Raw genomic sequence first — 14,707 nt, 5'->3', positions numbered from 1 at the left:
AAGCTATTATCAGTTTCAAGATCTTTTACTAGTAAGATGCTATTTTCTTTAGAAGTTAGCATTACCTTATAGTCTTTTGCATTATCTATCTTATGGTTAATTTTTCCTTTTAATTTAAACCCATATTCTCTTTTGAAAATTATTTTTTTTGAAGCTACGCTTTTGTAAGGCAATGGATTTATTTCACCAGAGATTATTTGTAAATAATCATCTGCTTTTTCTTGGTTTTCGAAAAAGTATTCATTTAGTTTTGAATCTTTAATAAACTTATTATCAAAATAAATTGAAGATTTTATATTTGATTTAGTTTGATTAAAATCTTCAGAATGAACAGCTATGCTTAAGTTAGCAAATTTATCTACGTTACTACTAAGTCGAACTTGTACAGAATCTTCTGATATTTTATTATAACTAAGGTTTATTTTGTTATTATCCTCGTTTAAAAAATAACGTGTAACTAATGTTTCATTATTTTCACTCAATACACTAATTGCATTAATTCCATTAAAGAGTTCTGAGTTTTTAAAAGATAAGCGGTAGTCTAATACATTGTTCTTAAGGGTTAACTCTGCAAAAGATTTTATAAAACCTTTTTTGTGTAAGATTATAAAAACTTTTTTGTTATCAAATTGCTTAAGAGTTAATTCATTTGTTTTTAGAATAAAAGTTTTAATGGTTGAGTTTTTAGGAGCTCTACTTTTAAATATTGTAAAACCAAGCGGTGATGCTTTAGGAATGTTAAATAAATATTCTTTAGAATTAAAATTTATTTTTGCTGTGTAATTAATATTAGAATTATGTTTAAAAAAAGCAATAGCACTACCATCAATAGATGTTTTTGTACTTGCTACAATTTTTTTAGATTTTGTGTTTATAAAGTTAATTATTGTGTTTTCTTTTAAATTAGATTTGATAATTATTTTATTATGAATATCATTAACTAAAGAATTACTTTCTGAATAAAACTCTAAAATAGGCTTATTGTTTTTTAAGTTAACAAGCTCTTTTGATTCGTTTTTAGATGGTTCTATGTTTTTTAAAGGCGAAATAATTTCAATAGGAAAACTAAATGGTGCTTTAAAATTACTGTTGTAATTAGTGTTTATTTGAAATCTGTAATTTCCTGAATTAAAGTCTTTGTTTGTTAGGAACTTCCCGTAAGCAATTCCATTATCTACTAATACTGTTTGACTATCAATTAATTTTTTTTCAAAAAATAAATCTATGTGAACGTTTTTGGTTAAAAGATTTAACTTGTTTGTTGACTCTTCTAAAACATATAATTTATACCATATTGTTTCTCCAGAAAAATATTGTTTCTTATCTGTATCAAAGAAAAAATTTTCAACAGAATATTCATTAAAAGAATTTGAGTTTAAGATTTGAGAAGAAATCGAACTAGTTTCTTTTTGATTTTTTTGACTGAATATATTGTTACAGAAAAATAAAAATAGCAAAAGTGCTAAGTAAGAAGAAACGTTTTTCATAATAATATTGATTTTGCGATTATAGTCAAATAATATGCCAAAAATAAAACAACCCTTAATTTTATTAAGGGTTGTTTTAGAAATTTAATATTAATTATTTTTTCTTTGGTTCAAAAACTGGTAAAAGTTTTGTGCTAACCTCTCCAAAACCAATTCGTGTTCCATTATTTTCACAATAACCACGCATAATAACAGTATCGTTATCGTTAATAAATTTACGTTCAGAGCCATCATTCATTTTAAGAGGTTTTGTTCCTTTCCAAGATAATTCTAACATTGAGCCATATGAATCTGGTGTAGGACCAGAAATTGTTCCGCTTCCCATTAAATCTCCAGAATTTACAGGGCAACCATTAGAGGTGTGATGCGCTAATTGTTGAGACATACTCCAATACATATATTTAAAGTTAGAACGAGATACTACAGTTTCTTGATGCTTTTCTGGTTGAATTGCAACTTCTAAGTTAATATCGTAACCTTTATCTCCTTTTTGTTGTAAGTATGGTAATTGATTTTTTAAAGGTTTTGGTCCTTTAGTTTTATAAGGTTGTAAAGCATCTAAAGTTACAATCCAAGGCGATACAGATGATGCAAAACTTTTAGCTAAAAATGGTCCTAATGGAACATATTCCCATTTTTGCATATCTCTTGCAGACCAATCGTTAAATAAAACCATTCCAAAAATATACTCTTCAGCTTCGTCTACAGGAATTGGTTCACCTAAATCGTTAGCATCTGTAGTTATGAAAGCCATTTCTAATTCAAAATCAACTAATTTACTTGGTCCAAAAACAGGGTTTTTAGCGTCCGCAGGTAAAGTTTGTCCTTGTGGTCTATGTACTGGAATTCCAGAAGGAATAATAGAACTACTTCTTCCGTGATAGCCTACAGGAATATGTAGCCAGTTTGGTAATAAAGCATTATCAGGATCTCTAAACATAGTACCTACATTTGTGGCATGTTCTATGCTTGAGTAAAAATCTGTATAATCTCCAACCTGGACAGGTAATTGCATCTCAATTTCATCTAAACGAAAAAGAACAACTTCTTTATCTTTTAAATTGTTTTTTAAATGGTCATTATCAGCATCAAATATTTCTGCAATTCTATTTCTAACAGCACGCCAGGTTTTTCGTCCATCAGCAATAAAATCGTTCAGAGTATCTTGAAGAAAAATATCATCTGTTAAAGGAATATCTTTAAAGTAACCTAATTGATGCAAAGCACCTAAGTCAATTGCAGTATCTCCAATACGAGTTCCAATAGTTATAATGTCATCTCTTGTTAAAAATACTCCAAAAGGAATATTTTGAATAGGGAAATCTGAATTTTTGTCAACGTGTAACCACGATTTTCTATCTGGATTATTTGCGGTAATTGGCATAGGTTAATTTTTTTATATGGTTCTCAATAATCTATCAAACCTACATAATTTTTGATTTTTATACTAATATAACCTTTTAAAAATGCGTTAAATTTTTATAATTATTGAAATTGATACATTTTGTAAAGAATTCATTTTAATTGAAGATTAAAACTTTTCTATTTCTTATTTTTGCATCTTATTAAAATAATCTATTGTTATGCAACGCGACGAACAAATATTTGAATTAATTGAAGCTGAAAAAGAGCGCCAATTACACGGACTAGAATTAATTGCATCAGAAAATTTTGTAAGCGACCAAGTTATGGAAGCTGCAGGTTCTGTTTTAACAAACAAATATGCCGAAGGTTATCCTGGTAAACGTTATTATGGTGGTTGCGAAGTGGTGGATGAAGTAGAGCAAATAGCAATAGATCGCGCAAAAGCATTATTTGGAGCGGAATATGTTAATGTTCAACCACATTCTGGAAGTCAGGCAAATACTGCTGTTTTTCACGCTTGTATAAAACCAGGTGATACTATTTTGGGGTTTGACTTGTCTCATGGAGGACATTTAACACATGGATCTCCAGTAAACTTTTCTGGTAGATTATATAATCCAGTGTTTTATGGCGTAGAAGAAGAAACAGGTCGTTTAAATTATGATAAAATTCAAGAAATTGCGACAAAAGAACAGCCAAAACTTATTATTGCTGGAGCTTCTGCGTATTCTAGAGATATTGATTTTGCTAAGTTTAGAGAAATTGCAGATAGTGTAAATGCTATATTATTAGCAGATATGTCTCATCCAGCAGGTTTAATTGCTAAAGGTATTTTAAACGATCCATTACCACATTGTCATGTTGTTACAACTACAACACATAAAACACTTCGTGGACCAAGAGGAGGAATGATTTTAATGGGTAAAGATTTTGAAAACCCATTTGGAATTACCTTAAAAAATGGCAATTTACGAAAAATGTCTTCTTTGTTAGATTCAGGTGTCTTTCCTGGAAATCAAGGTGGACCATTAGAACATATTATTGCTGCTAAAGCTATTGCTTTTGGAGAAGCTTTAACGGACGAGTTTATGCATTATATGTTACAAGTAAAGAAAAACGCAAACGCATTAGCAGAAGCTTTTGTAAAACGTGATTATAAATTAATATCTAATGGAACAGATAACCATATGATGTTAATAGATTTACGTAACAAAAACATTTCTGGAAAAGATGCTGAAAATGCTTTAGTAAAAGCAGATATAACAGTAAATAAAAATATGGTTCCTTTTGATGATAAAAGCCCATTTATAACTTCGGGAATTAGAATTGGTTCTGCAGCTGTTACTACAAGAGGTTTAAAGGAAAAGGATATGGAAATTGTTGTTGAGCTAATTGATAATGTTCTTACTAATTCAGAAGATGAAACTACATTAGAAATTGTTAAAAATAAAGTAAACGAGCTAATGAAAGATTTGCCTTTATTTAAAATGTAAATGCTTAGTTTTTCATATAAATTAAAAAAAAGCAACCATTAAATAAATGGTTGCTTTTTTGTTTTATTTAAAGATGAACTTTTATGTTCAAGAATAATTTAATTCCAATTCTCTTGAAAATCTAAATTATCGTAATCATTAATATCAAAATCATCATCTTCATCGTCAAATTCGTCAGAAAACTCATCTTTTTCTGCTTCAAAAACTTTTTCTGGAGCGTTATCAGGAATTTGTCCGTGAACAAACATTAGGTTTGGGTAATCTACACCTTCAACCTCTTCTACAATTTCAGCCAATTCTACAAAAAATGTCCACATACTTAAAAAGTCGTACACATAAATAAGTTTGGTTTGTTTAACACCAACAGAATCATCTAAAGCAGATTCGTTCATTAAACGTACGCTATTCATTCCTTCGCTTAAATCAAATAAAGAGATTTCTTCGCCTTGATCCCAATCGTCATTACTAAGATAAAAAGATGCCATTTCTGTACCATCAAAACCAAATGCTTGTGTAATACTATTATGTAAATCTTCTAAAGTATCTGTACTTGCAATTTCAATATCTCTAAAAATATCTTCTTTACTATCGTGGTCTAAAATAACTCTAAATCTGTAAATCATATCTGCATTTGTTCTAGTGCAAAGTTATGCAATTTTATGAGCTTTACTATAAGCTTCAAGAAAAATATAAAACTGAATTCCAATCATTATAGAGGCAACTACAATATGTAATGGTTGAGATAAAAAAGGAAAATTAAAATAGTACATTGCAATTCCGGTAACTATTTCTATACCAATACAGGCAATTACTAACTTTATTTTATTGTAGCCTAAAATGTGCTTTTTATTATAGTACAATAGCCATACATTTAATAAAAAGACTAAAATTGAAAATGTTCTGTGAACGTAAAATTTAATATTTGGATTATTTAACCATAATGTTTTTATGTTTCCAACTAATTTAATTTGTTGATCAACGTCTTGTCTTACCTGTGTACCAATTACTATTTGAACTAGACTTAAAATAATTGCAATTACTAAGATGTTTCTAAATTTAACATCAAACTTTTGTAGTTTATAATTGGTTTTTGATAAATAAATAATCCCTAAAATAAACGCCACAATTGCTAAAGCCATTACCATATGAATAGTAATTTTATAAGGAGATAAATTTGAGTCTACAACAGTTTTGCCTAACCAAGCTTGAAATCCCATTCCTAAAATAGTAAGCGTGCCTAGAATTGGAATTAGTTTGTGCTTATGCCAAAACAAAAAGGACAGTAAAAACATAATTAAAACTGGAATTCCTGCTAGAACAGTAGCTAAACGGTTAATGTATTCTATCCAAGTGTGTGTTGGATTGTATTTAGCATAACTATGTTCTGTATAAGCTTCCCAATTATTTGGATTTAAAATATTACCAGATTTAAAATTGTTTTTAGCTACTAATAAAGATTCGTTATTTACAATAATAATTCCTTCTTTATATTCGTGATTTACTTTAAAAACAATGTCTTTTTCGTCCGATGGAGGAACATAATAACCAAAGCATTTTGGCCAATCCGGGCAACCCATTCCAGAACCAGTCATTCTAACAATTGCACCAGCAATTATAATTAGGTAAACACAAACCAAAGCGGTTTTTGATATATTTCTGAAACTTTTTCTCATCCTGTGTTTTTTTATAATTGAGAAACTAAACCTAACGCTTTACCTTTTTCTAACATTAAGTTGAAAGCAGCATCGTGTTCGTTAGGAATTTTACCATCTAAAATAGCTTCTTTTATAGTCTCTTTAATAATCCCTATTTCTTTTGAAGGTTTTAAATTAAAAGTCTTCATAATTTCTTCACCAGAAACTGGTGGTTGAAAATTTCTAATATGATCTTTTTCTTCAACTTGAATAATTTTCTCTCTAACAATTTTAAAGTTGTTATGATATTTGTTAAACTTCTTAGGGTTTTTAGTCGTAATATCTGCTTCACAAAGTGTCATTAAATCATCTACATAATCTCCAGCATCAAAAACTAAACGTCTAACCGCAGAATCTGTTACTGTATCTTGAGCTAAAACGATTGGTCTAGAACTCATAAACACCATTTTTTGTGTAAATTTCATTTTATCATTAAGTGGCATTTTTAAACGCTTAAACAAATGATACACCATTTTGGAGCCTTCAAATTCGTGACCGTGAAACGTCCAGCCTACTTTTTTACTGAATTTTTTAGTTGGTGCTTTTCCTATATCATGTAATAAGGCAGACCAACGCAACCATAAATTATTTGTATGATATGCAATATTATCTACAACTTCTAATGTGTGGTAAAAGTTGTCTTTATGTTTTTGCCCTTCAACTTCATCAATGCCTTTTAAAGCAGTAAGTTCTGGTAAAATATATTCTAGTAAACCAGTTTGTTCTAAGTGAAGCAAACCAACAGAAGGCACTGGACTATCTAATATTTTATTTAATTCTACAACAATACGTTCTTTTGTTATAATTTCTATACGACCTGAATTATTACTGATAGCATCTAAAGATGCACTTTCTATTTTAAAATTAAGTTGTGTAGCAAAACGTATGGCACGAAGCATACGTAATGGATCGTCCGAATAAGTAATGTCTGGATTTAGCGGAGTTTTTATAATACAATTTTCTAAATCTTTTATCCCATTAAAAGGATCCAGTAAATCTCCAAATGTACCAGTATTTAGACTTAATGCTAATGCGTTTATAGTAAAATCTCTTCTGTTTTGATCATCTACTAAAGTGCCATTTTCCACAATAGGGTTTCTACTATCTTTTTGATAAGATTCTTTTCTTGCGCCAACAAATTCAATTTCTATATCGTTATAACGCAACATTGCAGTTCCGTAGGTTTTAAAAACTTGTACTTTAGGCTTGTTTGGTAATAATTTAGCGACTTGTTTTGCTAATTCAATGCCACTACCAACTGCAACAATATCAATATCTTTTGCTTGTCCACGTTTTAAAAAGAAATCGCGAACAAATCCGCCAATTACATAACTGTCTGTTTTTAAAAGCTGAGAAGCTTTAGTAATAGTATCAAAAAGTGGGTTTTGTAATGCTTGCTTATAATTCATTAAAAGGACTTGTAAACTGACTAAAAAGTTTTATTCAGAAATGAATTCTGACACTTGTTGTTATTCGCGAATAATTTTTACTTCACCAGTGTTACTTAATTTAATAATAGTTGATGGTTTGTTATTAGATTCGCAAGGCAAATTTACAACATAGTCTACACCTTTTAAAATTTGTGGACTTATTTCGTTAAAGGTTTTTGGAGTTGGTTCTCCAGAGATATTTGCAGAAGTAGAAACTATAGGTTTGCCTAACGTTTTAATTAAATTATGAGCAAATCCAGAATGCACAATCCTAATAGCTAACGTATTGTCTTTTGCTATTAAATTATTAGCTAGACCAATTGGATTATCGTAAATGATAGTTGTAGGTTTTGTGGCGAACTCTATAATTTGATATGCTGTTTCAGGAATAGTTTCAATATACTTTTCTAACATTTTAACGTCGCAAACTAAACAAATAAGTGCTTTAGATTCTTCTCGCTGTTTTAATTGATAAATTTTTTTAACGGCTTCAAAATTTGTAGCATCACAACCTAAACCATAAACTGTATCTGTAGGATAGAGTAGTACTTTTCCTTGTTTTAATATGTTAAGTGAAGTTTCTATGGTTTTATAAATTTAAAATATGTTTAAGCCAAGATTTAATTCTTTTTGTAATTAAGAGTATACCGTCAATATTAGAAAACTTAAGATTATTTGCTGTTTTTTTCACCTCTTTTAATTGTAAAATAAGATGTTCCTTGTTTTTGTAATCCTCTGGAGTTATAGCAGATAAAGGAGACGTTATTTGTTTTAAAAAACTAAACTTAGGAAATTGTTTTCTTAAACATTTCCCCATAGAATAAGCATCAGAAAATTCTCCTTCATTGAATTTAAATGTATCTCCTAATCCTTCTGGAAACGATTCATTTAAAGTGTTAATAGAGGTTGCCCAGCCAAAATCGAATAAAACAGAAGTGTTTAAGCCACTTTGTTTTTGAATCATAATATTTCCAGGTCTAATATCCCTATGTAAAATGTTATGTTCAGTTAGTTCTATAAGCACATCAATGGAGCTTTTTATAACATTTAGAATGTGTCTTTTTTTCCAAAATTTTGGAGCTCTTTTTATTTCTGAAAATAGAATTCCATTAATTTCAGTAAGATAAATTTCAGAATCAATTTTAGATTTGTTTACTTTTATAATTTTGGGGAATAGCGTTGAATGATTTACAAGTGATAAATACTTTATTTCATTGCTAATTACAGGTTCATTTGCTTTTTTTATATAAGTCCCATTATATTTAAAGACTTGAGTTGCAATTTTTTTATTTTTAAATTCTAGTATAGTTTGACTTACTAAATGTTTGTATTTGTTATAACTATGTTCTCCATAGTCTGAATAACAAATGTTTTTTTCATTAAAATAAACTGTTTTATCTATTGGTGTAGTAAAATTATAACTTGCATCTTCTAGGTATTTAGCCAATGCTAAGCTATACTCTTTTTCTGACTTTATATTTTTAAAGTTTGGAATAAAGCTATCATTAATAGAGTTAAGTTTTTTTATGTAATCTTTTCCAATAGATCTTTTGTGAATTACAGCATGATATAATAAAGAGAAAAAATGATTTTCTTGGTTTGGAACATAAAAAGTGTCTTTCGCTAACTCTTTGGTTTCTAATATGTTTTTTTCCCAAGCTACATCATAATAATTATCTCCAAGAAACCTAAAATCAAAAGGAACTTGCTCGTTATTTATATTAATTTCATAATTACAGCGATACGATTTTTTAGGCGACATATTTTTTGCCCCAGTAAGGTAAGCCATAAAGTTTTCGTTTTCTACTAAAACGTCTATGTCTCCATGACCTTCTACATTATATTCATTTGGTAAGCATTCAAAATTTCTTAAAACAACATAATTTATAGAGTTGTTTAATACTTTAAATAATTGATTTACATCTTTCCAGAACGGAACACCAGTAATATTGCGTGCAATATTTATTGCATTATTGTTTTTGTTAGAATATTCATTCAAGAATTCTTCTGTTGTCTGTCCAAAAAGTAAAACTAAATCTTTATTAGTTTCAAATGAATTGTCTGAAGAATGTATTTTATGTCCTCCGCCAGTTAGCTTTCTGTAAGATTTTTTTCTATCAAAAACATTAGAATTCACTGTATTAGTACCAGACGAAGTTTCTCTTTTGGTTAAATTAGGAGATTTATCCTCAAAAACAATTAATAGGAACTCATTATCTCCACAATGCTTAATTTTTTTAGAAATAATTTTATTAAAACTACTTAATTTTCTTTGGTATTGAGAATGTGAATAAAATCGTTTTAAATTGGCGTGGAAATGTTCTTTTTTCCAATTAAAATTAAATGTATTTATAATGTTGAAATTAGTATCAATATCTTTTAAAATATGATCCTTTTGATTAAAAGCTTTATTCCAGATTATAAGTGTATGAATCATTTAATATAATATTAATTATTTTAAAGCAGTAGCTTTAAGTTTAGCTCACACCACAAAAGTATAGTTTTAGCTATTTAAAACATAATTAACTAAAATTTATTTGTAGTTTTTAAATGCTTAAAATATTAATTTTTTACTCTTTTCGAGTATGATAACGAATTACCACTTTTAAGACTTAGTAATAATAACTTAAAATATTTTGGACGACTAATACTTTTAAATAATAACCTTAATTGAGTTAGAGTTTTAAGGTATTTAAATTTGAGGTAAGAATAGTTTTTTTGAATTATATATAAATATGAAACTAAATATTCAATTTTTAAATCTGTATTTCCAGAACTTTTACCTTGATAATGAATAAAGGTTGTGTTAGGATGAAAATACGTGTCATAGTCTTTTTTTGATAGTCTTGTAGATACATCTATCTCTTCATAAAATAAAAATATATTTTGGTCAAATCCATTTATTGAATTGAAAGCTTCTAGTTTAAATAACATAAATGCTCCAGAAACTAAATCTACTTTAAAAGGTGTTTTTAACTTTTCTTTTCCGTACAGTCTGGTGTAATGTTTGGTTGAGTTTTTTTCCGTAAAAGGAATATTATGAACACTATTATAATGACTATAGGATTGTTTAAAAAAGGCGTTGTTTTCTGTTATTTGATTTGGACCAACCAATCCAATTCTCTTATTGTTTTTTAAGAAGTCGAATAAAATTTGTAATGAGTTTTCTATTAAGATAACATCATTATTAAGAAATGCTAAATAATTTCCAGTTGCATATTGAGCACCAAACATATTTCCAGCTCCAAAACCAAGATTAATCTTGCTTTTAACAAGCATAATCTTCTTATTTTTAGTAAAATCTTCAAGCCTTTTTAAATCTTTTTTATTTGAATTGTTATCTACAATTATAAGCTCATAGTTAATTTCCTTTGTTTGTTCAATTATTGAATTAATACATTTGATAGTATATTCAGAAGAGTGATAATTGATGATAATTACGGATATATCCATGAATTTATATTGTATATGATATTAAAGCTATATTTGCTATAATATAAAATTGAAGTAAATATATTAAATAAAAACAATGCAAAGCAAAGAACCTTTAGTTTCCATAATTATACCTTGCTATAACCAAGCCCAGTTTTTAGAAGAAACTTTAAATTCTGTTCTTGCTCAAAGTTATAAAAATTGGGAATGTTTAATTGTAAACGATGGCTCTACGGATAATTCTTTAGAAATTTGTAATATTTTTAAATCTAAAGACCACAGGTTTTTACTTTTTGATATTGAGAATAAAGGACGTAGTAATGCTAGAAATATTGGTTTAGATCAAGCAAAAGGAGATTGGATTCAATTTCTTGATTCTGATGATGTATTGCATAAAGATAAAATTTTAAATTCTTTGGCCTTACAGAAAAAAAAATCTGGAATGATTATTACAGATTTTTTAAGATTTAGAAAAACTATAAATAAACCTAGACGTGCATTTTGTGACTTAAGCAAAGTAGATTTTAATTATGAAAATATACTCTTACAATGGGAATTAAAGTTTTCTATACCAATCCATTGTGGCCTTTTTAAAAAATCAATTTTAAATTCAATAAGGTTTAATACAGATTTGAATGCAAACGAAGATTGGTGTTTTTGGTTAGAGTTTTATAAAAATGAATTTAGCACAGAATATGTAAATCAAAAACTAGTATTTTACAGAATGAATCCTAATGGTACAGTAGTTAACTTTGATCATATGGAAGAGAACACTAAGCTAGCTAAATTGCATATCTTTAATAATTTAGAAGACCAATATAAATCTATGTTTTTTAATAGAGTTATTAAAGAATTAAGTAAAACTAAACATGATTTTAAATTTTATAAAGACAATATTTTTTACAGAAAAGTTTTTTATAAAATAAAAAGACTATTAAGTTAAACCTGTTTTCTAAACAATTGTTTTAAATGAAATCACCTGTCGTTATAACTATTCCACTATATCAAACTAATTTAAGAGATTTTGAAATAGCTTCACTTAAACAATGCCTTTCTGTTTTAGGTGATTTCCCAATTAGTTTTGTAGTACCAAAAAAATTAGATGTTACAGACTTTGTTAAAACTTACAAATTAGAGAAATGTAGTTTTGAAACCTTTAACGATGATTTTTTTACTTCGGTTTTAGGTTACAATAGATTAATGTTATCTGAGCAGTTCTATAAACGTTTTTCTGAATACAAACATTTGTTAATTTACCAATTAGATGCATATGTGTTTAAAAATGAATTATTAGATTGGTGTAATAAAGATTATGATTATATAGGAGCTCCATGGATTGCTAGTCCAAACACTTTTATAAAAAAAATTGAAAAAATATTTCACTCTAAAAAGAAAAAAAAACGCTCTAAAATCTTCTTTAAAGTTGGTAATGGAGGTTTATCATTAAGAAATGTTCAAAAACACGCTGAAATAGCACTTGAGATGGAAGGTGATATTGAGCAGATGTTATCAAGTAATAAAGATGATTTTACGGTTATGGAAGATGTTTTTTGGTCAATAAAAGTACCAAAAGAATATCCAGACTTTAGTATTCCATTTTACAAAGAAGCATTAGGTTTTGCTATAGATAGAAAACCAGAATTAGCATTTAAATTAAATAAGAACCAATTGCCTTTTGGTTGTCATGGTTTTGAGAAACCTAAAGTAAAAAGTTTTTGGAAAACTAAGATTAAGTATTAATCTATTTTACGGTATAAACACCATAATTGGACATAACGTTTAAATACAGAAAAAGCGTGAATGTAGCTAATTATAAAACCTTCTTTACCATCTAAAACTCCAAGTCTTAAAAAGTATTGATGCATAAAACGATACCAAGGTCTAAATAAAAAATGATACATATTTGGACGCACATTTTTCTTGTACAATGCTTCAGCTTGTAATTGACTGTAATGACTTAACTTATTGTTATAAGTGTCAAAATCTTTATAAGTATAGTGTTTTACAGTTTGTTTTAGTTTACCAATTCTCCCAGTAGTTTCTATAATTTCATGAACTGGTTGGTTACCGTATTTACAGGTTGTTTTATTAAATAATCTAACAGATGTATCTGTTTGAAATCCGCTATATTTTATGCGTTTTCCCATAAAATAAAAATCTCGTTTTACTTCGTAGGCATTTAAAGAATTACTGTTTTTAACAATATTTTTAATTTCGTTAATTAATGGTTCTGGTACAATTTCGTCCAAATCAAAAAATGTTACCCAATTGTATTTTGCTAAAGATATTGCAAAGTTTTTTTGATCAGAAAAATTTTTAAATTCACGTTTAATAACTTTAGCTCCTAATTTTTCAGCTAATGCTACAGTATTATCAGTACTAAAAGAATCTACAACAATAATTTCGTCTGCAAATGATAAACTCTTAATGTAGCGTTCTATATGCGATGCTTCGTTGTAAGTAATTGCTAAGGCACTAATCATGAATAAAAATAAGTAGTATGGTGTAGTTGGCTTTTTATATATTTGTCAAAAGTACACATTTTACTTCTTTTTATTATAAAAAAATAAAGCATTGGCAAGACTACCTATTTTAATGTATCATGATATCTGTAAAAGTAGTTCAGAAGCTAAAGGATTAACAGTTTCTGGTCAAAACTTTGAAGCTCAATTAGTATACTTAAAAGAAAACAATTATCAAACGTTTCATTTTAGTGAATTACAAGATTTAAAAACAGGTAATGATCTACCTAATAAACCTGTTATAATAACGTTCGATGATGTATATAAAAGTCAGTTAGATATAGCAATTCCACTTTTAATTAAATATGGATTTAAAGCTACTTTTTTTGTGCCATTTAAATATATAGGCGGAAAAGACTTATGGAACACTAATAGTCTAGAAATTATGTCTGTAAATGACTTAAAATCTTTAGATGCAAGTATTGAGTTGGGTTTACATTCTTTTGAACATAAGAAATACCATGAAATGTCGTTGGTAGATATTCAAGAAGATTTTAATCATTGTAAACGTTTTATAATTAAGCACAAGCTTAATGTTAATAATATTTTAGCATATCCTTATGGTAAGTTTCCTCGTAAAAAAGAAGAAAAACAAGCGTTTTTTAATCTCTTACACCAAAATAAAATGGCTTATGGTTTACGTATAGGAAATAGAGTGAATAAATTTCCGTTTAAAAATAATTACGAATTAAATAGGATAGATATTAAAGGAGAAGATAGTTTGTTCACTTTTAAAAGAAAGCTAAAAATAGGGAAGTGGCTATAGTTTTAATTGCTAATAAGATTACCTAATTCCGCGCTGTAAAAGCATTAGTTTAGCATATCTAGAAAATACACCATAAGCATTTACACTTGCAACTGTTAATCCTGGAATACCATCAAAGATGCCACCACGTAAAAAATAACTACTAAAAAAGCGATATATAGGTTTGAAAATTAAATGAAAATAGGTTGCTTTTTTACCTTTGTCAAAAAGTTGTTGTGCTTGAAACCACGCATAACTATCTTTTTTTGTAACGTAAGGAATAAAGCCTTTGTAAGTAAAATGTAATACAGGATTTTTTAATTGTCCTACAGTTCCGTTAACTATTAATTTTTCGTGAACACTTCCTTTGAATTTACAATTGTTACGTTTTACTAATCGAGTTACATTATCGTCATGATAATATAAAAAACGATTCATATAAAAATGAGGAAAGTTTAACTTATAAGCGTCATGCGTATTGCTAATAATAACTTCTTCAATTTCAATCTTTAAACTTTTAGTAATACGTTCATCTGCAT

Annotated in this window: 14 protein-coding genes; 4 read left to right on the top strand and 10 right to left on the bottom strand. The window is 27.9% G+C overall.

Annotated features, from left to right (window positions below; translation table 11 throughout):
• On the bottom strand, positions 1–1,487 hold a 1,487-nt coding region (locus tag ACFDSN_RS09140; RefSeq protein ID WP_375239544.1), incomplete at its 3' end, for a hypothetical protein.
• Between the two features lie 94 nt (positions 1,488–1,581).
• The gene (gene fahA, locus ACFDSN_RS09135; protein ID WP_375239543.1) at positions 1,582–2,871 is read right to left on the bottom strand and encodes a fumarylacetoacetase; all 1,290 of its coding nucleotides are present in this window, start codon (positions 2,869–2,871) and stop codon (positions 1,582–1,584) included.
• A 199-nt stretch (positions 2,872–3,070) separates the two neighbouring features.
• Here fahA and glyA point away from each other — a divergent pair, with 199 nt between their 5' ends.
• The gene (gene glyA, locus ACFDSN_RS09130) at positions 3,071–4,345 is read left to right on the top strand and encodes a serine hydroxymethyltransferase (protein WP_375239542.1); all 1,275 of its coding nucleotides are present in this window, start codon (positions 3,071–3,073) and stop codon (positions 4,343–4,345) included.
• Between the two features lie 98 nt (positions 4,346–4,443).
• Here glyA and ACFDSN_RS09125 read toward each other — a convergent pair whose 3' ends face one another.
• From ACFDSN_RS09125 to ACFDSN_RS09100, 6 genes are all read right to left on the bottom strand, one after another.
• Positions 4,444–4,968, bottom strand: coding sequence for a hypothetical protein (locus ACFDSN_RS09125; RefSeq protein WP_375239541.1), 525 nt, complete (start codon positions 4,966–4,968; stop codon positions 4,444–4,446).
• A 24-nt stretch (positions 4,969–4,992) separates the two neighbouring features.
• On the bottom strand, positions 4,993–6,018 hold the full coding sequence (locus ACFDSN_RS09120; RefSeq protein WP_375239540.1) for a heme A synthase: 1,026 nt from the start codon (positions 6,016–6,018) through the stop codon (positions 4,993–4,995).
• 11 nt (positions 6,019–6,029) lie between these two features.
• Positions 6,030–7,448, bottom strand: a complete 1,419-nt coding sequence (locus ACFDSN_RS09115; protein ID WP_375239539.1) for a CCA tRNA nucleotidyltransferase — start codon at positions 7,446–7,448, stop codon at positions 6,030–6,032.
• 60 nt (positions 7,449–7,508) lie between these two features.
• Complete coding sequence (locus tag ACFDSN_RS09110; protein ID WP_375239545.1) at positions 7,509–8,054, bottom strand: L-threonylcarbamoyladenylate synthase; 546 nt, start codon at positions 8,052–8,054, stop codon at positions 7,509–7,511.
• Positions 8,055–8,058: 4 nt separating this feature from the next.
• Positions 8,059–9,906: a hypothetical protein gene (locus ACFDSN_RS09105; RefSeq protein WP_375239538.1), complete on the bottom strand. Its 1,848-nt coding sequence runs from the start codon at positions 9,904–9,906 to the stop codon at positions 8,059–8,061.
• A gap of 125 nt (positions 9,907–10,031) precedes the next feature.
• The gene (locus ACFDSN_RS09100; RefSeq protein ID WP_375239537.1) at positions 10,032–10,922 is read right to left on the bottom strand and encodes a glycosyltransferase family 2 protein; all 891 of its coding nucleotides are present in this window, start codon (positions 10,920–10,922) and stop codon (positions 10,032–10,034) included.
• 76 nt (positions 10,923–10,998) lie between these two features.
• Between ACFDSN_RS09100 and ACFDSN_RS09095 the strand changes: the two genes are divergently transcribed.
• Positions 10,999–11,844, top strand: coding sequence for a glycosyltransferase family 2 protein (locus ACFDSN_RS09095; protein WP_375239536.1), 846 nt, complete (start codon positions 10,999–11,001; stop codon positions 11,842–11,844).
• Positions 11,845–11,870: 26 nt separating this feature from the next.
• Positions 11,871–12,641, top strand: coding sequence for a DUF5672 family protein (locus ACFDSN_RS09090; protein WP_375239535.1), 771 nt, complete (start codon positions 11,871–11,873; stop codon positions 12,639–12,641).
• On the opposite strand, the gene ACFDSN_RS09085 is transcribed toward ACFDSN_RS09090, so the two are convergent.
• A complete protein-coding gene (locus ACFDSN_RS09085) occupies positions 12,638–13,384 on the bottom strand; it encodes a glycosyltransferase family 2 protein (RefSeq protein ID WP_375239534.1) in 747 nt (248 codons plus the stop codon). The genes ACFDSN_RS09090 and ACFDSN_RS09085 overlap by 4 nt on opposite strands.
• 91 nt (positions 13,385–13,475) lie before the next feature.
• On the opposite strand from ACFDSN_RS09085, the gene ACFDSN_RS09080 reads away from it, so the two are divergent.
• Positions 13,476–14,189 carry a polysaccharide deacetylase family protein gene (locus ACFDSN_RS09080; RefSeq protein ID WP_375239533.1) on the top strand — a complete coding sequence of 238 codons (714 nt, stop codon included), beginning with the start codon at positions 13,476–13,478 and terminating at the stop codon, positions 14,187–14,189.
• Positions 14,190–14,207: 18 nt separating this feature from the next.
• On the opposite strand, the gene ACFDSN_RS09075 is transcribed toward ACFDSN_RS09080, so the two are convergent.
• Positions 14,208–14,707, bottom strand: a 500-nt coding sequence (locus ACFDSN_RS09075) for a glycosyltransferase family 2 protein (protein ID WP_375239532.1), incomplete at its 5' end; no start/stop codon positions are given.

Source organism: Aurantibacter sp. (genome assembly GCF_042094015.1).
Classification (GTDB): Bacteria; Bacteroidota; Bacteroidia; order Flavobacteriales; family Flavobacteriaceae; genus Aurantibacter.
Note: the sequence above shows the minus strand (reverse complement) of the source record. Positions and strands in the feature narration are given on the sequence as shown.